We start from the raw sequence: 20405 nt of genomic DNA on the forward strand, positions 1-20405 counted from the left end.
GAGGACATCCGCGGCCGCCCCCTACCGGGGGCTACGCCCGCCCCGCGCCGCACCCGCCACGGCTACCACCGCCTTCTCCAACGCGTACTCGGGGTCGTCCCCGCCCCCCTTCACCCCCGCGTCCGCTTCCGCGACCGCCCGCAGCGCCACCGCGACCCCGTCCGGCGTCCACCCCCGCATCTGCTGCCGCACCCGGTCGATCTTCCAGGGCGGCATGCCCAGCTCACGCGCGAGGTCCGCCGGCCGCCCCCCGCGCGCCGAGGACAGCTTGCCGATCGCCCGTACGCCCTGCGCCAGCGCACTGGTGATCAGGACGGGCGCCACGCCCGTGGACAGGGACCAGCGCAGGGCCTCCAAGGCCTCCGCCGCCCGCCCCTCGACCGCCCGGTCGGCGACCGTGAAGCTTGATGCCTCGGCCCGCCCCGTGTAGTAGCGCCCGACGACCGCCTCGTCGATCGTGCCCTCGATGTCCGCGACGAGTTGCGACACCGCGCTCGCCAGCTCCCGCAGATCGCTCCCGATGGAGTCGACCAGCGCCTGGCACGCCTCGGGCGTCGCGGACCGCCCCAGCGCGCGGAACTCACCCCGTACAAAGGACAGCCGCTCGGCCGGCTTCGTCGTCTTCGGGCACGCGACCTCGCGGGCCCCCGCCTTGCGGGCCGCGTCGAGCAGCCCCTTGCCCTTGGCACCGCCCGCGTGAAGCAGGACGAGGGTGATCTCCTCGACCGGGTCGTCCAGATACTTCTTGACGTCCTTGACCGTGTCCGCGCCCAGGTCCTGCGCGTTGCGCACGACCACGACCTTGCGCTCGGCGAACAGCGAGGGGCTGGTCAGCTCGGCGAGCGTGCCCGGCTGGAGCTGGTCGGGGGTGAGGTCCCGGACGTCCGTGTCGGCGTCGGCGGCGCGCGCGGCCGCCACCACCTGCTGCACGGCTCGGTCGAGAAGCAGGTCCTCCTGCCCCACGGCGAGCGTGAGCGGGGCGAGCGGGTCGTCGGTGGAATTCCTTCTGGTGGCCATCGCCGTCCAGCATCCCACGGGCCACTGACAGCCCGGTCGCGGCCGGGTCCGCCGCACCCTCCCCCGTATCCGAGAATGAGCACGTGAGCGATGAGAGACACGTGCTGGTGCTGCCCGACCGCGATGCCGCCGAGGAGGCGGCGGAGGAGCTCGCCGACCGCTTCGGGGTCACCGACGAGCCGCAGCTCGTGCGCGACGCGCTGGCCGGTGAGGACGACGCCGAGGACGCCCAGTGGCTGGTCGTCGTGGAGGACCCGGACCACCGTCTCGACCCGGCGGCGCTCGACGCGTTCGCCGCGGAGTACGAGGGGTGGCTGGAGGCGCCGTAGGACAGGCGCCCCCGGTCCCCGCCCCGTGGTGGGGCGGGGACTCAGCCCTTCGGGACGATCTGGATGTCCATCTCGATGGAGATGCTCGGACCGACCACCGCAATGCCGCGCGCCAGCATCGTCTGCCAGGTGAGGGTGAAGTCCTCGCGGTGCAGCTGGGTGGTGGCACGGCAGGCGGCCCGGCGCTCGCCCTCCATCCCGTTGCCCAGCCCGAGGTACTGGGTGTCGAGGGTCACCGTACGGCTCACCCCGTGCAGCGTGAGCGCGCCGCTCACACCCCAGCGGGTCCCGCCCCGGTGCACGAAGCGGTCGCTGTAGAACTCCAGCGTCGGATAGCGGCCGACGTCCAGGAAGTCGCTGGAACGCAGGTGGTCGTCGCGCATCTGGACGTTCGTGTCGATCGACGCCGCGTCCATGACCACGTGCATCGCCGAGTCCTCCATACGGTCGGCGATCCGCACCGCCCCCGCGAAGGTGTTGAACCGGCCGTGGATACGGGCCATCCCGATGTGCCGGGCGGTGAACCCGATCTGGGAGTGCGTCGGTTCGATCTCCCAGTCGCCCGGCTCGGGCAACTGCGGCGGGGCGGCGACCTGGAGGGTCACATCGCCGAGACTCGCGTGGCCGCCCTCGGTGACCGTGGCCGAGCCGTGGAAGGGGGTGAACCCCTCCGCCGTGACGGCCAGCCGGTACTCCCCCGCCGGGACGGTGGCCATGACACTGCCGTACGGGTCGGTCTCGCCCCCGACCACCTTGCGCCCCGCCCGGTCCGTCAGCACGAACTCCGCCAACGGCACCGGCTCGTTGACCGGGTCGAGCACCCGGCAGCTGAGGACGCCTGCCGAGTCCGGCACTACCAGTCCGGCGAGGGCGTTGCCCCGAGCGGCACCCGTCGCACCTTTGTTTCCGAACCAACGGCCGAACATCTCCACACACTCCCGGGCATTCGCTCACCTCGGGCCGGATGGCAGACGTCGTTGTCGGAGCAGCGGCCCGCCGACGATCATGCATTCGACCACCCTTGAGGTGTTCGAGGCAAACAGAGCGGCTGGCTGCGGCTTGGGCGTAGGTGTTACCGAAGGTCCGAATTTCCCGGAAGCCGGTCCAGGTGCAGGCCGAAGTGGTCCCGATAGGCCGCCAGCACCTCGTCGTCACTGCCCAGCGCTGTCTCGTGCCGCTCGCCGCCCGCTGTCGTGAGGAGCTTGCGGCCGCTGAGGGTGATGCGGCCGTCGTCCGTGCAGCGCGAGCAGACCGGGGCCCGGGTGAAGTGGGAATCGGGCGAGGTGCGGTGGTACCAGGCGCCGGCCCGGAAGTCCGCCAGCTCCCTGGCCCGCCGCTCCAGCCGGAGCCGGGGCCTGCCGTCGCACAGGACGTCGAGGTCCCCGGGCTCCCCGCCGCCGGCCTCGGCCGGGGCGATCCGGAAGACACCGCCCGGGTCCTCCTGGTCGGCGCGGTCGTCGAGCGCGAGCGGGTGCCTGGCGTGGTCGCCGAAGCCGACGTCGGCGAGCCACGACCCGGTCCCGTCCTCCGTCTCGACGCGCAGCGCCAGATGGTCGTACGGGATGCCGAGCCGTCCCCCGTCACCGTGGACCCGGGCCTGAAGGAGGGTGACGCGGAAACCGAGCGCCCGCAGCAGTACGGCGAACGCGCCGTTGAGTTCGTAGCAGAAGCCGCCGCGCTCGCGGGCCACGATCTTGTCCAGGAGCGGTCCGTCCTCCAGCACGATGTCCTCGCCGAGGTGGATGGAGAGGTTCTCGAAGGGCACGGCGACGAGGTGGCGCAGTTGCAGTTCGCGCAGCGCCGAGGCGTCGGGGCGCGCGGGCCTGGCCGCGCCGATGCGGTCCAGGTAGGCGTCGATGGTCTGCGGCAGCTGCGGGTCCATGAAGCCAGTCTGTGCCGCCGTCCCGGCCGCGCGCCATGCGCCACTGGACCTAGGTCCGGCGACGGTGTTACCCGGCCGGGAGGCCGGTTAGCGTGCGCGGCATGCCCCTTCCGGAACCGGCGCGCAGCCGTGAACAGCGCAAGCAGGACGTACTCGACCGCCTGGAGGAGGACACGGACGCCTGGGTGTCCACGGCCTCCGCCGGCGGGACGCCGACCCTGGTGCCCCTGTGGTTCGTGTGGAACGGGGAGAGCTTGCTGATGGCGACCCGGCGCACCAACCCCACGGCGGTCAACCTGATGCCGGAGGGCCGGGCCCACATCGCCCTGGGCCACACCCGCGACGTGGTCATGATCGAGGCCACGGCCGAGGTGGTGGAGGGCGCGGACCTTCCGCCGGCGTCGGGCGACGCGTTCGCCGCGAAGTTCTCCTGGGATCTGCGGGGGCGCCCCGCCTGGGTGTACCTCCGCTTCACCCCGTACGCGGTCAGGGCGTGGCGGGAGTCCAACGAGCAGCCCGGCCGCGACCTGATGACCGACGGGCGCTGGCTGGTCTGAGGGAGGGGCCCACTGGCCCCCCGTCCGGACCGGCGACTGGGGAGCCGCCCGCCGTCCCGCCGCGTACACCCTCATGACCGCCCCACCGCCCGCAGCGCGCTCCCCGCACCGGTCACCGCGATTGCCCCGTCCCTGTCGGTGCGCAGCACCACCGCCCCCTCCTCCGCGAGCGCGTCGACCGTCCGGGGCGCCGGGTGCCCGTACGGGTTGTCCCGGCCCACGCTCACCAGCGCGAACCTGGGCCGGACGGCCCGCAGCAGGGCACTGTCCTGGTGCGCGGAGCCGTGGTGGGCGACCTTGAGCACGTCCACGCGGGGCAGCTCCGGATGACTGAGCAGCAGCGCCTGCTGGGCGGGCGGTTCCAGGTCGCCCGGCAGCAGCAGGGTGAGCCCGCCGGTCCGCACGAGCAGGGTGACGCTGGCATCGTTCGGATCCTGCGGCACGTCGTACGGGACGGGGCCCGCCGCCGGGGCCGCGTCCGGTGGCCACAGCACCTGCCAGTCCAGCGCGCCGATCCGCCGCCGTTCCCCGGGGGCGGCCCGCAGGACGGGCACGCCGGCCCCCGCCGCCGTTCTCCGGACGAACGCGGCCTGCTCCGGCGGCTCGTCCAGGCCCGTCGTCTGGATCGCGCCCACCGCCCTGCCGCGCAGCACCCCGGGGAGGCCCCGCACATGGTCGGCGTGGAAGTGAGTGAGCAGGAGCAACGGGACGCGGCGCACGCCCAGTTCGCGCAGGCACCGGTCGGCGAGCCGGGGATCGGGGCCGGCGTCCACGACCACGCCGGAGCCCCGCCCCGCCGCGAGCACCAGGGTGTCGCCCTGCCCGACGTCGCACATCGCGAACGCCCAGCCGGGCGGCGGCCACCCGGTCAGCACCCGGGTCAGCGGCACCGGCCGGAGCACCGCGAGGACCAGCAGCAGCGCGGCGGCCGTGCAGACCCAGGGGCGGCGCCCGGCCCAGCGCGCGGCCGGTACCAGGACAAGGATCACGGCGGCCAGCAGCGCGGCCCCGGAGAGGCCGTCGGGCCAGTCGGTCTCGGCCCCGGGGAACGCCGCTCCGGTCCTGGCCACCGAGGCGATCCACCCGGCCGGCCACCCCGCGACCCCGGCGAGCAGCCCGGCCGCCTCCATCGCCACCGGCGCCAGGGCCAGCGCGGCGAACCCGAGGACCGTGGCCGGCGCCACGGCGAACTCCGCCAGCAGATTGCACGGGATCGCCACCAGACTCACCCGGGAGGCGAGCAGCACCACCACGGGCGAGCACACCGCCTGCGCGGCGGCCGCGGCGGCCAGCGCCTCCGCAAGCCGTGGCGGCACCCGGCGCAGGCGCAGCGCCTCGCTCCAGCGCGGGGCCAGGGTCAGCAGGGCACCAGTGGCCAGCACCGACAGCACGAAGCCGTAACTGCGCGCCAGCCACGGGTCGTAGAGCACCAGGAGCAGCACAGCGGCGCACAGCGCGGGGATCAGCGTCCGGCGCCTGCCGGTGCCGATGGCGAGGAGCGTGATCAGCCCGCACGCGGCGGCCCTCAGCACACTCGGCTCGGGCCGGCAGACCAGGACGAAGGCGAGCGTGAGTCCGCCGCCGAGCAGTGCGGTCATCCGCAGGGAGATCCCCAGCCTGGGCGCCAGTCCCCCGCGTTCGGCCCGCAGCGCCCGGCCGGGCGGCCCGATGAGCAGAACGAGCATGATCGCCAGATTGGATCCGGATACGGCCATCAGATGCGTGAGGTCGGTCGCCCGGAACACGTCGTGCAGCTCGGGGGTGATCCGTGAGGTGTCGCCGACCACCAGTCCGGGCAGCAACGCCCGCGCGTCGGGACCCAGTCCGTCGGTGGCCTCGCGCAGCCCGGCGCGCAAGCGGCCGGCGGTGCGCTGGAGGAGGCTGGGCGGCCCGGTCACTCTGGGCGGGGCTTTTCCGTCGGGCCGTAGGACGGCGGCGACCCGTTCGCCCTTGTGCGACGGGGGCGCCAGCCGCCCGGCGACCCGCAGGCCGGTGGAGGGCAGCAGCCGCTGCCAGGCCGCCGCGGCGCCGCCCGGCGGGACGATGACCAGGACCGGTGTCCGCAGCCGTACGGCCGTGCCGTCGGCCCGCGTCAGCCGGGTGACCTCCGCGTCCAGGAGGAGGGAGGCGGGCGTGCTGTGGTCGCCGCGCACCCGGGGGAAGATACGCCGGGCATCGGAGGTGAGGGTGATCTCCGCCTGGACGCGCGCGAACTGCCGGGCCAGTCCGGGCAGGGGGCCTCGGCGCACATCGGCGCCGTGCAGGCCGGCGGACGCCGCCCCGGCCGCCGCGCAGAGCAGCACCGCCGCGACGGCCGTCGCCGGCAACCGCCCCCGCCCACGTCCGCGCACGGCATCGGACGCATGGACTGCACCGGAAGCGGAGGACGCAGGGGCTGCACCGGACACGGAGGCCGCACCGGACGCGCCCTCCGCACCGGCCTCTCCGCCCGCGCCACCCCCGCCCCTCACCCCGGCCTCCCCGCCCGCGTCACCCCCGCCCGGCGTACGGGACCGTCGCAGGCCCACCGCGAGGAGCACCATGGCCGTCCCCAGACAGAGCACGACCCCCATCGCCGCCCAGTGCCCGGGAGCGCCCAGTGCGAGCCCGGCACCGGCCCAGGCCGCCGCCGCGGGGGCGAGCAACCTGAGATCGGCCGGGCCCTCCTGCCGGGGGTCGGAAAGCCCCAGCCGCCTGCCCGACGCCGCGTGGATGTCCGGCTCCGCGTGGGCCTCGGAAGCCCGGTGGGCCTCCGGCTCCGCGTGAGCCTCGGAAGCCCGGCGGGCCTCCGGCTCCCCGTGGGTCTCCAGCTCCCCGTGGGCCTCCGGCTCCCCGTGGGCCTCCGGCTCCGCGCTCAGGGCCGACACGGCGCGCGGGCCCGACGCCCCGAGGGCGTCCCCCGCGTTCACGGCCGCACCCGGGGCCGCAGGTCCGCGAAACGGCGGTCGCCGATCCCGTTGACCTCGCGGAGTTCGTCCACGGACCGGAAGCCCCCGTGCTGCGCGCGGTAGTCCACGATGTGCTGGGCCAGAACGGGGCCGACGCCCGGAAGCCCCTCCAGCTGTTCCGCCGTCGCGGTGTTCAGGCTCACCGGCCCGCCCCCACTCCCCTCGGCAACCGGACCGCCCCCGCCGGCAGCCGGGGATGCGGCCGGCGGGGCGCCCACCACGATCTGCTCGCCGTCCATGAGCACCCGGGCCCGGTTGAGCCCCGCCAGGTCCGCCCCCGGCCGTGCCCCGCCCGCTGCCGTCAGCGCGTCGTCCACCCGCGACCCGGCGGGCAGCCTGCGCAACCCCGGGTTCCGCACCTTCCCGCTGACGTCCACCACGATCTGCCCGCCCGGACCGGCGGCGGGACCGGGAGACGGCTCGGGCCGCGCCCTGCTCTCCGGCTCCGCGTCCGCCTCCGGCGCGGGCGCGTGCACCGCCTCACCGACCATGTCAGGAGCCCGGACGCCCTCCGGCCGGGCGGACCAGAAGTGCATCCCGGCGAACACGGCGCCCGCGACCAGGATCACGGCGAGCGCGGCAAGGGTCTTCGGCTCCAGGCCGCATCTGAGCTGCACCCACACCGGCAGCCGCTCCCGCACCGCGAACACGACCGCCGCCCACCGCCCCACGGGCCCCACGGACGCCACAGGCCCCACAGGCCCCACAGGCCCCACAGGCCCCACAGGCCCCACAGGCCCCACAGGCGGAGAAGAAGCCTCCCCGGCACAGTCCGCCGCACGGGGCGCCGCAACCGCCACCGCGGCAACGGGCCCCCTGGCCCCCCACCGCGCGACGCGCCCCCCGGCCCCGCCCGCCATCAGCGCGTCGGCTCTGCCGCGCGCCGCCGCGGCCACCTCCGATCGGGCCGTGGTCCGGCGCCGGCGGCCCGGCCCGGGGCGCGCCGTTCGTCGCAAGCGCCCGTCGGAATCCGGGGCACGGCCGGGGCCGGCACCCGCTCCGCCGGGTCCGCTGGTTGCACGATGTGATCGGGAAGCCATGGGTCAGGACGCTAGGCAGTCCTGCGGAATCCCGTTGAGCACAGACCATTTCCGTGGACAACGGACCCATTGTGTATAACTCGGCCACTCCGGAGAGTGACGCGCCCGCCGATTGAGGTACCCGCCCACTCGCCCGCCCGCCCACCCACCGAGTGACGTGCCCGCCCGCTCACGCGCCCGCCCGGTGACATGTCCGGCGGGCTGCGGGTGGCTCAGCGCGGCGAGACCACCGCTCCCAGCAGCCCCGGCCCGGTGTGCGCGCCGATCACCGCGCCGACCTCGCTGACGTGCAGGTCCACGAGCCCGGGCACACGTTCCCGCAGCCGCCCGGCCAGCCGATCCGCCCGCTCGGAAGCCGCGAGGTGGTGCACCGCGATGTCCACGGGCCCGCCGCCCGCGCGCTCGGCGACGATCTCCTCCAGCCGCGCGATCGCCTTCGAGGCCGTCCGTACCTTCTCCAGCAGCTCGATCCGGCCGCCGTCGAGCTGGAGCAGGGGCTTGACCGCGAGGGCCGAGCCGAGCAGGGCCTGCGCGGCGCCGATCCGGCCGCCGCGGCGCAGGTAGTCCAGGGTGTCGACGTAGAAGTACGCGGAGGTGCCCGAGGCGCGCTTCTCGGCCGCCGCCACCGCCTCGTCCAGGCCGCCGCCCGCCTCGGCCGTCTCGGCGGCGGACAGCGCGCAGAAGCCGAGGGCCATCGCGACCATGCCCGTGTCGACCACGCGCACCGGCACCGGGGCGTCCTTCGCAGCGAGCACCGCCGCGTCGTACGTACCGGAGAACTCCGCCGACAGATGGAGCGAGACGATGCCGCTCGCACCGGCCTCCGCGACGGCCCGGTACGTGGCGGCGAAGACTTCGGGGCTGGGCCGCGACGTCGTCACGGAACGACGTTTCTGCAGGGCCAGGGCCAGCGAACGGGCCGAGATCTCGGTGCCCTCCTCCAGGGCCTGATCGCCCAGCACCACGGTCAGCGGCACCGCCGTGATGCCGTGCCGCCGCATCGCGTCGGGCGGCAGGTAGGCCGTGGAATCGGTGACGATCGCGACATGGCGGGACATGCCCCGGAGGTTACCCGCAGGGGGCCGGAGTAGGCAGTCCGACCCCGCGCGTGTGATCAGTCACGGTCGCTTCGCAACGCATCCTGCCACCCTCGGTCACCGGTGGTCGCCCCGTCCCCGCCGCGTCCCGGCCGCCGGGCGTTCACCGGTCAGTTGGTGGTCTCGGGCCGGGCCGACTTCTGCCACGGGTATGCGGTGCTCCGCCGGGGATCCCGGGCGGTGAGGGCCTCGGGCGGCTTCCGGCGGTCCGCCTCCGGTGCTTCGGACGACGGCTGGTGGTCCGCGGCCGGCGCGTCCGCCTCGCCGCCCCACTCCGGCGAGGGGCCCGGCGCCTCATCGACCGCGGTCCAGTGCCGCAGCGCCCCCGCCTCCACGTCGATCTGCGCGTTCAGCGCCGACAGCTCGTCGTCGGCGAACTTGCGTGCCCGGTCCCGGGCGGCCCAGCGCAGCGAGTCGGCGGAACGGGTGATCTGCTCGGTGCGCTCCTTGAGGCCTGGCAGCCGCGAGGTCACCGTCGCCTTGTCGGGCTCGCGCTCCAGCGCCTTCAGCTCCGCGTCCAGCTCGTGTCCGTGTGCGCTGAGCCGGTCGAACAGTCCCAGGGACTCCGACAGCGACGCGTCCTCGGCCACGCCCGTCCGCAGGGCATCCTGGGTGGCGCGCATCGACGTGCGCAGCGACAGGCGCAGCTGCGCCAGCTCACCGCCGACGCCCAGCTGCCCGTAGCTCTTGGCCCGCAGGGTGGTGTCCTCGACGGTCCGGCGCGCCTGCGTGATCGTGCGGTCCACGCCGCGCCTGGCCGCCCCGACGACCTTGACCGTCGCATAGACGCCCAGGGCCATGAAGGCGACGACGAGCAGCCCCAGGATCAGGATCACGGCTTCCATGAGCGCCCCTCGGATGGTGTGACGGCCTCCGGTACAGGTACACCGGTCCTCTCCACCGTAAACGGAACGGGCAGGTTGGGGGTTCCGGCGGAACCCCCAACCTGCCCGTAGGGGAAAGCCCCCACCCGCTGCGGTGACTACGCGGGAACGATGTTCACCAGCTTCGGCGCGCGGACGATGACCTTGCGGATGCCCGCGCCGCCCAGCGCGGCGACGACGGCCGGGTCGGCCAGGGCCAGGGCCTCCAGCTCGGCGTCGGTGATCGACGGGGAGATCTCCAGGCGTGCCTTGACCTTGCCCTTCACCTGCACCACGCAGGTCACGGTCTCGTCCACCACGTACGCCGGGTCGGCCACCGGGAAGTCCTGGTGCACGACCGACTCGGTGTGGCCCAGCCGGTGCCACAGCTCCTCGGCGATGTGCGGGGCCAGCGGCGCCACCAGCAGCACCAGGGCCTCGGCGACCGGGCGGGGCAGCGGGCCGCCCGCCTTGGTCAGGTGGTTGTTCAGCTCGGTGACCTTGGCGATCGCCGTGTTGAAGCGCATGCCGGCCATGTCGCCGCCGACGCCGTCGATGGCCTTGTGCAGCGCGCGCAGCGTGTCCTCGCCGGGCTCGGAGTCGACCACGGTGACCTCGCCGGTCTCCTCGTCGACGATGTTGCGCCACAGCCGCTGCAGCAGCCGGTACTGGCCGACGACCGCACGCGTGTCCCACGGCCGCGACACGTCCAGCGGGCCCATGGCCATCTCGTACAGGCGCAGTGTGTCCGCGCCGAACTCTGCGCAGATCTCGTCCGGCGTGACGGCGTTCTTCAGGGACTTGCCCATCTTGCCCAGGACGCGGGAGACCTTCTCGCCCTGGTAGTAGAACGCCCCGTCGCGCTCCTCGACCTCGGCCGCCGGGACCGCGATGCCGCGGCTGTCCCGGTAGACGAACGCCTGGATCATGCCCTGGTTGTACAGCTTGTGGAACGGCTCGGCGGAGGAGACGTGGCCCAGGTCGTGCAGCACCTTGGACCAGAAGCGCGCGTACAGCAGGTGCAGCACGGCGTGCTCGGCACCGCCCACGTACAGGTCGACGCCCCCGGTCGGCTGCCCCTCGCGCGGGCCCATCCAGTACTCCTCGATCGCCGGGTCGACCAGCTTCTCGGAGTTGTTCGGGTCCAGGTAGCGCAGCTCGTACCAGCAGGAACCGGCCCAGTTGGGCATGGTGTTGGTCTCGCGCCGGTACCTTCGCGGACCGGATCCGTCGCCCAGGTCCAGCGTGACGTTGACCCACTCGGCGTTGCGCGACAGCGGGGTCTCGGGCTGGGTGTCGGCGTCGTCCGGGTCGAAGGTGCGCGGCGAGTAGTCGTCGACCTCGGGCAGTTCCAGCGGCAGCATCGACTCGGGCAGCGGGTGGGCGATGCCCTCCTCGTCGTACACGATCGGGAAGGGCTCGCCCCAGTAGCGCTGGCGGCTGAACAGCCAGTCGCGCAGCCGGAAGTTGACGGTGCCCTCACCGACGCCGTGCTCCTTCAGCCACTCGGTGATGCGGGCCTTGGCGTCGGCGACGCCCAGCCCGTTCAGCGAGATCTCGTCGTTGGCGGAGTTGACCAGCTTCGCGTCGTACGAGGCGAAGGCGTCCTCCCACGTCGAGGCGTCGGTGCCGCGGTCGTCCGACGGCTCGACCACGCAGCGCATCGGCAGCTCGAAGGCGCGCGCGAACGCGAAGTCGCGCGCGTCGTGCGCCGGTACGGCCATGATCGCGCCGGTGCCGTAGCCCATCAGGACGTAGTCGGCGATGAAGACGGGGATCTGCTCGCCGCTGACGGGGTTGGTGGCGTACGCACCGGTGAAGACACCGGTCTTGTCCTTGGCCTCGGCCTGCCGCTCGACGTCCGACTTCGAGGCGGCCTGCTTGCGGTACGCGGTGACCGCCTCGGCCGGGGAGGCGTGGCCGCCCGTCCAGACCGGGTGGGTGCCCTCGGGCCAGGCGGCGGGAATGATCCGCTCGACCAGCTCGTGCTCCGGCGCCAGCACCATGTAGGTGGCGCCGAACAGGGTGTCCTGGCGGGTGGTGAAGACGGTGACGCTCCCCGCGCCGTCGACCGGGAAGTCGACCCGTGCGCCCTCGGAGCGGCCGATCCAGTTGCGCTGCTGCAGCTTGATCGCCTCGGGCCAGTCCAGCCCGTCCAGGTCGTTCAGCAGACGGTCGGCGTAGGCGGTGATGCGCATGTTCCACTGGCGCAGCTTCGCCTTGAAGACGGGGAAGTTCCCGCGCTCGGAGCGGCCGTCGGCGGTGACCTCCTCGTTGGCCAGGACGGTGCCCAGGCCGGGCGACCAGTTGACCGGCGCGTCGGACGCGTAGGCCAGCCGGTACTCGCCCAGGACGTCGGCGCGCTCGGCGGCGCTCAGCGCGGACCAGTCACGGCCGTCGGGGGTGGCGCGCTCGCCGCTCTCGAACTGGGCGACCAGCTCGGCGATGGGCCGGGCGCGGTCCGCCTCGGTGTCGTACCAGGAGTTGAAGATCTGCAGGAAGATCCACTGGGTCCACTTGTAGTACTCGGACTCGATCGTGGCGAACGAGCGGCGCTTGTCGTGGCCCAGGCCCAGCCGGCGCAGCTGCGCCGTCATGTTCTCGATGTTGGCCTCGGTGGAGACCCGCGGGTGCGTGCCGGTCTGTACGGCGTACTGCTCGGCGGGCAGGCCGAAGGCGTCGAAGCCCAGGGTGTGCAGGACGTTGTGCCCGGTCATCCGCTGGTGGCGGGCGAAGACGTCGGTGGCGATGTAGCCCAGCGGGTGGCCGACGTGCAGCCCCGCGCCCGAGGGGTACGGGAACATGTCCATGATGAACTTCTTGGGCCGGGCGGCCAGCTCCGGATCGCCCGCCAGGTCACCGGTCGGGTTGGGCGCCTCGTACGTGCCCTCGGCGTCCCAGAAGTCCTGCCAGCGTGCCTCGATGTCGGCGGCCATCGCTGCCGTGTAGCGGTGCGGCGCAGCGGCGTCCGCTGCGGTATTCGTCTCGCTCATGATCCTCAAAGCTCCATCGATCGTCATCTGCCGGCATCCACGTCTACGGACACACGTCCTTGGAAACGAAAAATCCCCTCGCACAGGAGGGGACGCCGCGCTGATGCCGACCAGGCGTTCTCACCGGTCGGGACTGATCAGCGCGGCTCGCTAAGCAGAAGGGCTACGGCACGCATGGCGTCAGGGTACCGCACCGAGCCGGTCCCCCTCCGGGCCATAGCCGCCCACCGGCCCCCGCACGCAGAACGGCGGACCATCCGATTCGGATGACCCGCCGTTCCTTCTTCACTGTGGAGCTAAGGAGAATTGAACTCCTGACCTCTTGCATGCCATGCAAGCGCTCTACCAACTGAGCTATAGCCCCTCGTTGTGCCGCCCGGTCTCCCTGGCGACATCGAGAACAGTACCGGTCACCCGGGCCGTCCACCAAATCGATTCCCCTCCGTCCGGTTCTCACCCGCCGGAGGAGGGGAAGCGGTCAGGCCGTGGCGAAGGAGTAGAAGCGCTTGAGGGTGCAGTGCTCCTCCAGGAGCCGGCCGTAGATCGGCTCCCCTTCGAGCTCCCGGTAGGTCTCGATGGGGTCGCCTTTTATGATCAGCGCCCGCGCGCATTCCTCGCACCAGTACTGGTAGTCCGCGTTGACGGGGTCCATGTCCCTGACGATGGGCGTACCGCTGCCGCACCAGTCGCACTTCCGCCTGTGTGCACCCATGGCTCAGCTCCGGCCCCGGCGGAAGAAAGGCGACTGCGGGACCTCGTGGCGGCTCCCAGGCATCGCGCACACCCTCCCGTTCGGTCCGTCGCCCCCTCCGGCGGTCCGATTCTGCCATGACACCGCAAGGGGAGCAGCCGACCGCCGTTCACGCCCGCCGCCGCCGTACGAGCCCCGCCACCGCCCCCGCGCACGCCACGGCCGCCAGGGACAACTCGCAGACCCACAACGCGTGCCCCGACCCCTGCGGCCCCGGCGTACCGAGGCGGTTGAGGTAGAGGGTGCCGATGGCGGCGACGCCGATGACCTGCCCGAGCTGGGTCACCGTCACCAGCACACCGCTGGCGTCGGCGGCGTCCTGCGGCCGTACGTCCGCCAGGGCACCCGCGAGGTTGGGGCTGAACGCGAGAGCCATACCCACGCCGATGAGCACGAAACCCGCGTACAGGGCGACGCTCCCGCCGCCCCCGCCCCGCAGTACGAGCCCGGTCAACGCCTCACCGGCGGCCAGTACCGCGAATCCGCCGGGCACCAGGTGCCGCTGGAGCCGGGCCGGCCACCGCCGCCAGGTCAGCCCGGCCGCGCCGAAGGCCACCGCGGTCGGCGCGCACATCAGCCCCGCGTGCAGCGCCGAGTACCCGAGGCCGCCCTGGAGGTGCAGGGTCAGCGTGAAGAGGAAGCCCGCGTTGGCCGCCATCACCAGCAGAAGGCGCACCGACGCCACCGCGATTCCGGGCAACCGGAGCACTCGGGGCGCGATCAGGGGCGCACCGCCGCGCGCGGCGAGCCGCGTCTCGTACGCCACGAAGCCGGTGAGGGCCACCGCGCAGGCGAGCAGGCAGGCCCATGTCCAGTCCGGCCAGCCCAGCTCCTGACCGAGCACCAGCGGCACGGTCAGCAGCGTGACGGCCGCCGCCAGGAGCACCAGGCCCACCGGGTCGAACCCGCGCGCCCGCGCCTCTCTCCGGGCCGCCCCGGTACGCGGCTCCCCCGGCAGCACACGCGCGCCGATCACCAGCAGGGCGAGCCCGATCGGGACGTTGACCAGGAAGACGGGCCGCCAGCCCGCCCCGAACAGGTCGACGCTCACCAGCACCCCGCCCACGACCTGACCGGCGGCGGCCCCCGTGGCCAGCACGGCGCTGTAGGCACCGATCGCGCGCAGCCGCGCCGCCCCGGGGAAGTGCTGCTGGATCAGGCTGAGCACCTGCGGGATCATCACCGCGGCGCCCGCTCCCTGGATCACCCGGAAGGCGATCAGCTGCCCCGAGTCCGCGGCCAGTCCGCAGGCGAGCGAGGCCGCGGTGAAGACGGCGAGCCCGGCCAGATGCGCGCGTCCGTGGCCGAACACGCCGCCGAGCCGGGCGCCGGCGACGAGGAGGACGGCGTACGAGATGGTGTATCCGGCCACCACCAGCTGCAACTGGGCTCCGGACGAGCCGAGTTCGGTACGGATGGTCGGTGCGGCGACATTCACGATGAAGATGTCGAGCAGGGCCATGAACTGGGCCGTCAGCACGACGGCGAGCAGCCGGGCAGGGGTCTTGTCAGTGGTGGAGGTTCTACTGGTGACGGAGCGTGATGCCGTTGTCTCGGATGTCGCGGTCATGGGCTCCAGGCTGGCGCCGTACGCATACGGGTAACGAGAGCTCGCTGATGCTGGTACTGGCAGCACCTGGCAACAGCCGGGCGCAGCACCGACGATGGGGGCGTGACGACGGTGACGGCACAACAGCGCACGCGGCGGAGCGGACCGGCGACGGGCAGGCGGCCGGAGCTCGCCGCCTTCCTGCGCGGCCGCCGGGCCCGGGTGACCCCGGCCGACGTGGGCATGGCCCCGGGCTTACGACGGCGTACGCCGGGGCTGCGCCGCGAGGAGGTCGCCCAGCTCTCCGGAGTCGGTGTGACCTGGTACACCTGGCTGGAGCAGGGCCGTCCGATCAACGCGTCCCCGCAGGTCCTGGACGCGGTGGCGAGGACGCTGCGGCTGGATCCACCGGAGCGCGAGCACCTGTACGAACTGGCGGGGGTCGCCTTCCTGCCGGGGAGGGAGTCCGACGCCTTCGAGGTCGGCGAGGAGGTCCAGGGCATCATCGACGCGCTCGACCCGCTGCCCGCAGCCGTCTACAACGCGCGCTACGACGTGCTGGCGACCAATCCGGGGTACCGGGACATCTTCGCCATCCCCGCCATGCGGGGTACCAAGGTCCGCAACGCGTTGTGGTCCCTGTTCACAGCCTCCGAGGAGGACTGTCCGGTCGTGCACCGCTCCCAGGAGCTGCCCCTGATGGCGGCGACCCTGCGCAGCGGTTACGGGCGCCATGTGGGCGAGCCCGCGTGGGAGACGTTCATCGCGGCGCTGTCGGAGGCCAGCCCCTACTTCGCGCGGCTGTGGCGCAGCGGGGACGTTGTCCCGCCGGGGCGGCGCGTGAAGACCTTCCGGCACTGGGCGGTGGCCGGTGAGATACGGATGACCTCGGTGTCACTGACCATCAACGGGCTGCCCGAGTGCCGGATCGTCACGTACACCCCGGCCGACGAGGAGAGCCGGGCGCTGCTCGGCGCGCTGCGGGCACACTGCCGGGGCGTTCGGGATTGTTGACCGCACATGCGGAAATCCCGCCCCCTGGCGGGGACGGGATTTCCGATTGTGGAGCTAAGGAGAATTGAACTCCTGACCTCTTGCATGCCATGCAAGCGCTCTACCAACTGAGCTATAGCCCCGCTGTCCGCTGTGTTTCCCTGCGCTTCCGCGCTGCGAACAAGAAGAACTTTAGCCTGTGACCAGCCGGAAAGTGAAATCCGGCCCCGCCGTCCCGGGGGGCGGCCGGATCAGGTGTCGTCGCCGAGCACCGGTTCGGGCAGGGTGCCGGCGTTGTGCTCCAGCAGCCGCCAGCCGCGGGCGCCCTCGCCGAGCACGGACCAGCAGCAGTTGGTCAGCCCGCCGAGCCCTTCCCAGTGGTACGCCTCCAGGCCCAGCAGCCGGCCGATGGTGGTCCGGATGGTGCCACCGTGGCTGACGATGACCAGCGTGCCGCCGTCGGGCAGCTTCTCGGCCTGCCCGAGAACCACGGGGGCGGCCCGGTCGGCGACCTCGGTCTCCAGCTCGCCGCCGCCGCGCCGCACGGGCTCGCCCCGCTTCCAGGCGGCGTACTGCTCGCCGTACCGCTCCACGATCTCCTCGTGGGTCAGGCCCTGCCAGGCGCCCGCGTAGGTCTCACGCAGGCCCGCGTCGTGCACCACGTCGAGCCCGGTGATCGCGGCGAGCTCGGCGGCCGTGGCCGCGGCCCGCCGCAGGTCGGAGGCCACGATCGCGTCCGGCTTCAGCGAGGCGAGCAGCCGGGCGGCCCGGCGGGCCTGCGCGACGCCGGTCTCGGTCAGCTCGATGTCCGTGGAGCCCTGGAAGCGGCGTTCCAGGTTCCATGCCGTCTGGCCGTGCCGCCAGAGGACGATCCTGCGGCCCCTGCCGCTCCTGCTGCCGTTCAGTTCTGCTCACCTTCCGTACCGCCGTTGAGCTGCGCGTGCTCGGCTGCCTTGCCACGGGTCTTCACCGCGTCCTCGGGCAGGTCGAGCTCGGGGCAGTCCTTCCACAGGCGCTCCAGCGCGTAGAAGACGCGCTCCTCGCTGTGCTGGACGTGGATGACGATGTCGACGTAGTCGAGGAGGATCCACCGGGCGTCGCGGTCGCCCTCGCGGCGGACCGGCTTGGCGCCGAGTTCCTTCTGCAGCCGCTCCTCGATCTCGTCGACGATCGACTTGACCTGGCGGTCGTTGGGGGCCGAGGCCAGCAGGAAGGCGTCGGTGATCGACAGCACGTCGCTGACGTCGTAGGCGATGATGTCGTGCGCGAGCCGGTCGGCGGCCGCCTGGGCGGCGGCGTTGATGAGCTCGATGGAGCGGTCAGTGGCGGTCACAAGCAGGCTTTCGTCGTCGGTCGGATAGACCCCTAGGGTCTCACGGGGAACGGCCCGCCCACGCAGCCGTATTCCGCGGCCCGCCCGCGGGACGCCCGGGGAGGTCCGGGGCCGTTGGGCTCCGGACCTCCCGCGGCCTCCGCGACTACTTGGCCTTGTAGTCCTGGCCGAGGAGGACGGACACGTCCGCGTTCCCGGCCGGCTTGCCCTTCTCGACCGAGCTCGCCGGCAGCCCGAGGGTCTTGGCGACCTGGGTCGCCTTCTCCTTGTCGGCCGCTTCGGCGTAGACCACCTGCGAGGAGGCGACCGCGTCGGCCTTCCCGCTGTTGACGAAGGCGAAACCGCCGTTGACCAGCTTGCCCCGGGCGGACTCGGTGGAGCCGGTGTCACCGGTGGCGTTCTTGATACCGACCCGGATCACCCCGTCGGCCGATGGCGCCTTGACCGTGCCGCCGAGGATGTCCTTGACCACGCTCTCGGTGGCCGCGTCGGTGAGGGTGCCGTCGTCCTGCACCGGCAGCAGTGCGGTCTTGTAGTCGCCGATCTTGGCGTGCTCGGCCAGCTTCGCCAGCGAGGCGCCGAGGTCCTTCTCGGGCAGCGACGGGTCGAGGATCTGGGCCAGCGTCTGAACGGTGACCGTGGCCGCCTGCGGGTCGTCCGACATCTTGCGCAGCACCCCGCGCATGACCTGCCCGAACCGCATCAGCTGCTTGGCCTCGGCCTCACCGGGCCCGCGGTACGTGGCGTACGCGACGGCCATCTGGCCACTGAGGGTCTGCGCCTCGCCCTTCTTCACCAGGTCGCCGGAGCCCTTCTTGGCGCCCGGCACGGCGGTGTCGGTGTCGACCTCGATGTTGCCGACGAGGTCGACCAGGTTCTCCAGGTAGGGCGTGTCGAGCCGCCAGGTCCCGCTGATGTCGGTGCCGAGCAGGGTGTCCAGCGACTCCCGGGTCCCGGACGTGCCGTCGTCCTCGACCGACTTGCCGAGCGTGGTGGTGGTGCCGTCCTCGTCGGAGACGGCGAGGGAGTTGGGGAGCAGGACCGTGGTGCCCTGCTTGGTGGTGACGTTGTCGACGAGCAGGGCGGTGGACGTGCCGCCGGACTTGGTGTTGTGGAGGTGGACCACGATGACGTCCCGGCGCTGCGGACCGGTCGTCGCGGTGTTCTCCTTCTCGCCGCCGGACATGCCGGGGAGCTTGTCCGCCGACCACAGGTAGCCGACGCCGCCGAGGACGGCCAGGACCCCGACGACGATCAGCGCGACGATCCGGTTGCGGCCCCGGCGGCGCGCCTCCTCGCGGCGCTCGCTGCGGCTCTCGGTGAACTTGAGCCAGTCGATGACGTCTTCGGAGTCCTCGTCGGGCTCCTCGATGAAGGCGAACTGCTCGGTGCGGTAGTCCTCGCCACCGCGGCGCTGCCCGGGCACGGCCGCCTCCGGCGCCGGACGCGGCTCGGGCTCACGAGGCGGGGCGGCCGGGGCGGGCGCGGGGGCGGCGGCCTGCTGCGGGACGCTCCACTGCTGGGTCGTGTCGACCGCGGCGGGCTGCTGCCCGGTGTCGTGCACGGGCTGCTGCTGCCCGGTGTCGTACCCGTACCGGTCGTAGCCGTAGTCCTGCTGCGGGGCCTGCTGGGGCTGGGCCGCGTAGGGGTCGTACGGCTGCGGCGGGGCGGGGGGCCGCTGCTGGGCGTACGGGTCGTAGCCGTAGCCCTGCTCGCCGCCCTGGGGCGCCTGGCCTCCGTACGGGTCCGGCTGCTGCTGCGCGTACGGGTCGTACTGCTGCTGCCCCGGCTGCTGGTACACCGGCTGCCCGTACTCGTCGTAGCCGATGATCTGCGGCTGCTGGTAGTACGGGTCGTACGGGTTCTGTCGGTCGTTCACCGGTGCCCCTTTCCGTGGCTCACTCGCCGCGGTACAGCTGGCGCTTGTCGATGTAGCGGACCACGCCGTCGGGCACGAGGTACCAGACCGGTTCGCCCTGGGCGACCCTCGCGCGGCAGTCCGTCGAGGAGATCGCGAGGGCGGGGACCTCCACCAGGGAGACGCCCCCCTTCGGCAGCCCGTCGTCCGTGAGCAGATGCCCCGGCCGGGTCACGCCGATGAAGTGGGAGAGCGAGAACAGCTCGTCGGCGTCGCGCCAGGTGAGGATCTGGGCGAGCGCGTCGGCACCGGTGATGAAGAAGAGGTCCGCGTCGCCGTGGAGCTCACGCAGGTCCCGGAGCGTGTCGATCGTGTACGTGGGGCCCTTGCGGTCGATGTCGCTCCGGCTGACCGAGAACTGCGGGTTGGACGCCGTCGCGATGACCGTCATCAGATAACGGTCCTCCGCCGGGGACACGTGCTTGTGGCTCTTCTGCCACGGCTCCCCGGTCGGTACGAAGATCACCTCGTCGAGGTGGAACTGGGCGGCCACTTCACTGGCCGCCACCAGGTGTCCATGATGGATCGGGTCAAACGTCCCGCCCATCACGCCGAGTCGGCGTTTTCCGCGGCCGGTAGGCACTTCCTGCTCTCCCATGCGTGCAGAGCCTACTGGCACAGCTGTACGCCTCGGTCTCAGCGGTCGCGGTTGAAGCGCGTGGTGATCCACAGAAGGAGGAGAAGCACGACAAAGGCACCGCCACCGGTGAGGTAGGGGCTGAGGCTTTCGTGATTGCCGCCGTGCTCGCCCTCGGCGGCGACGGTGACCAGCTGGTGTGCGGTGCTCGTGAGGCTCATCTTCGGCAGGACCTATCGATCGGGAGTCGGGGGAAGACGTCGCGGACATCGTATGCGGGTGCCCCGGGCACGCTCACGCCGACTCAGTCGTTGTCGTCGTCGTTGCGGTATCCGCGGAGCAGGAACCAGGCCAGCAGTGCGGCTCCCAGCAGGGAGGCGACCAGCACGATGCGGATCGTGTTGCCCGGCCCCTGGTCCCCGGATGCGGCGGCGAACAGAGCAACGGTGTGCGGCATGTCGGGCGTCTCCTCAGTTATCCACAGCCCCCCGCACACCGTAGACCCAGCACCTAGGCTGGGCGGCGTCAGGGGGCGAGCGACGTCTCGTACGAACACAG

The 20405-nt window shown here is 72.7% G+C and carries 19 protein-coding genes and 2 tRNA genes; 3 read left to right on the forward strand and 18 right to left on the reverse strand.

The window, feature by feature from the left end; all coding sequences use genetic code 11:
- Window positions 1-21: 21 nt before the first annotated feature.
- A complete protein-coding gene (gene holA, locus ACN6LM_RS03680; protein WP_445063812.1) occupies window positions 22-1017 on the reverse strand; it encodes a DNA polymerase III subunit delta in 996 nt (331 codons plus the stop codon).
- Between the two features lie 83 nt (window positions 1018-1100).
- Here holA and ACN6LM_RS03685 point away from each other — a divergent pair, with 83 nt between their 5' ends.
- Window positions 1101-1346 carry a hypothetical protein gene (locus tag ACN6LM_RS03685; RefSeq protein ID WP_073965243.1) on the forward strand — a complete coding sequence of 82 codons (246 nt, stop codon included), beginning with the start codon at window positions 1101-1103 and terminating at the stop codon, window positions 1344-1346.
- A gap of 41 nt (window positions 1347-1387) precedes the next feature.
- Here the strand turns inward: ACN6LM_RS03685 and ACN6LM_RS03690 are convergent, their stop codons facing one another.
- Window positions 1388-2272 (reverse strand): YceI family protein, encoded by an 885-nt coding sequence (locus ACN6LM_RS03690; protein WP_445063813.1) that lies wholly within the window; start codon window positions 2270-2272, stop codon window positions 1388-1390.
- 146 nt (window positions 2273-2418) lie between these two features.
- Entirely contained in the window at window positions 2419-3228 is an 810-nt protein-coding gene (locus ACN6LM_RS03695; RefSeq protein WP_445063814.1) for an arylamine N-acetyltransferase family protein, read from the reverse strand.
- Window positions 3229-3329: 101 nt separating this feature from the next.
- On the opposite strand from ACN6LM_RS03695, the gene ACN6LM_RS03700 reads away from it, so the two are divergent.
- Window positions 3330-3785: a pyridoxamine 5'-phosphate oxidase family protein gene (locus tag ACN6LM_RS03700; RefSeq protein WP_445063815.1), complete on the forward strand. Its 456-nt coding sequence runs from the start codon at window positions 3330-3332 to the stop codon at window positions 3783-3785.
- Window positions 3786-3856: 71 nt separating this feature from the next.
- Here the strand turns inward: ACN6LM_RS03700 and ACN6LM_RS03705 are convergent, their stop codons facing one another.
- The 8 genes from ACN6LM_RS03705 to ACN6LM_RS03740 all read right to left on the reverse strand — a co-directional run bounded on the left by ACN6LM_RS03705 (window position 3857) and on the right by ACN6LM_RS03740 (window position 15047).
- A complete protein-coding gene (locus tag ACN6LM_RS03705; protein ID WP_445063860.1) occupies window positions 3857-6499 on the reverse strand; it encodes a ComEC/Rec2 family competence protein in 2643 nt (880 codons plus the stop codon).
- A 191-nt stretch (window positions 6500-6690) separates the two neighbouring features.
- A complete protein-coding gene (locus tag ACN6LM_RS03710) occupies window positions 6691-7404 on the reverse strand; it encodes a helix-hairpin-helix domain-containing protein (RefSeq protein ID WP_445063816.1) in 714 nt (237 codons plus the stop codon).
- 581 nt (window positions 7405-7985) lie between these two features.
- Window positions 7986-8831 (reverse strand): DegV family protein, encoded by an 846-nt coding sequence (locus ACN6LM_RS03715; protein WP_445063817.1) that lies wholly within the window; start codon window positions 8829-8831, stop codon window positions 7986-7988.
- Between the two features lie 149 nt (window positions 8832-8980).
- Window positions 8981-9715: a hypothetical protein gene (locus ACN6LM_RS03720; RefSeq protein WP_445063818.1), complete on the reverse strand. Its 735-nt coding sequence runs from the start codon at window positions 9713-9715 to the stop codon at window positions 8981-8983.
- Between the two features lie 137 nt (window positions 9716-9852).
- A complete protein-coding gene (gene leuS / locus ACN6LM_RS03725; RefSeq protein ID WP_445063819.1) occupies window positions 9853-12726 on the reverse strand; it encodes a leucine--tRNA ligase in 2874 nt (957 codons plus the stop codon).
- 291 nt (window positions 12727-13017) lie between these two features.
- Window positions 13018-13090, reverse strand: a tRNA-Ala gene (locus ACN6LM_RS03730).
- Window positions 13091-13204: 114 nt separating this feature from the next.
- Complete coding sequence (locus tag ACN6LM_RS03735; RefSeq protein ID WP_018103228.1) at window positions 13205-13438, reverse strand: hypothetical protein; 234 nt, start codon at window positions 13436-13438, stop codon at window positions 13205-13207.
- Window positions 13439-13586: 148 nt separating this feature from the next.
- Complete coding sequence (locus ACN6LM_RS03740; protein ID WP_445063820.1) at window positions 13587-15047, reverse strand: MFS transporter; 1461 nt, start codon at window positions 15045-15047, stop codon at window positions 13587-13589.
- A gap of 102 nt (window positions 15048-15149) precedes the next feature.
- Here ACN6LM_RS03740 and ACN6LM_RS03745 point away from each other — a divergent pair, with 102 nt between their 5' ends.
- Entirely contained in the window at window positions 15150-16040 is an 891-nt protein-coding gene (locus ACN6LM_RS03745) for a helix-turn-helix transcriptional regulator (protein ID WP_445063821.1), read from the forward strand.
- Window positions 16041-16089: 49 nt separating this feature from the next.
- Here ACN6LM_RS03745 and ACN6LM_RS03750 read toward each other — a convergent pair.
- From ACN6LM_RS03750 to ACN6LM_RS03780, 7 genes are all read right to left on the reverse strand, one after another.
- Window positions 16090-16162 (reverse strand) — tRNA-Ala (locus ACN6LM_RS03750).
- Between the two features lie 108 nt (window positions 16163-16270).
- Window positions 16271-16924, reverse strand: a complete 654-nt coding sequence (locus ACN6LM_RS03755; protein WP_445063861.1) for a histidine phosphatase family protein — start codon at window positions 16922-16924, stop codon at window positions 16271-16273.
- Complete coding sequence (rsfS, locus tag ACN6LM_RS03760; RefSeq protein WP_445063822.1) at window positions 16921-17352, reverse strand: ribosome silencing factor; 432 nt, start codon at window positions 17350-17352, stop codon at window positions 16921-16923. Before rsfS ends, ACN6LM_RS03755 begins: the two co-directional genes overlap by 4 nt.
- 145 nt (window positions 17353-17497) lie before the next feature.
- On the reverse strand, window positions 17498-19231 hold the full coding sequence (locus ACN6LM_RS03765; RefSeq protein WP_445063823.1) for a LytR C-terminal domain-containing protein: 1734 nt from the start codon (window positions 19229-19231) through the stop codon (window positions 17498-17500).
- 19 nt (window positions 19232-19250) lie between these two features.
- Complete coding sequence (gene nadD / locus ACN6LM_RS03770) at window positions 19251-19868, reverse strand: nicotinate-nucleotide adenylyltransferase (RefSeq protein ID WP_445063824.1); 618 nt, start codon at window positions 19866-19868, stop codon at window positions 19251-19253.
- 38 nt (window positions 19869-19906) lie between these two features.
- Window positions 19907-20068 (reverse strand): hypothetical protein, encoded by a 162-nt coding sequence (locus ACN6LM_RS03775; RefSeq protein ID WP_018518201.1) that lies wholly within the window; start codon window positions 20066-20068, stop codon window positions 19907-19909.
- 83 nt (window positions 20069-20151) lie between these two features.
- Window positions 20152-20304 (reverse strand): hypothetical protein, encoded by a 153-nt coding sequence (locus ACN6LM_RS03780; protein ID WP_203602078.1) that lies wholly within the window; start codon window positions 20302-20304, stop codon window positions 20152-20154.
- Window positions 20305-20405: the final 101 nt, after the last annotated feature.

This window comes from Streptomyces sp. SAS_281 (assembly GCF_052542855.1).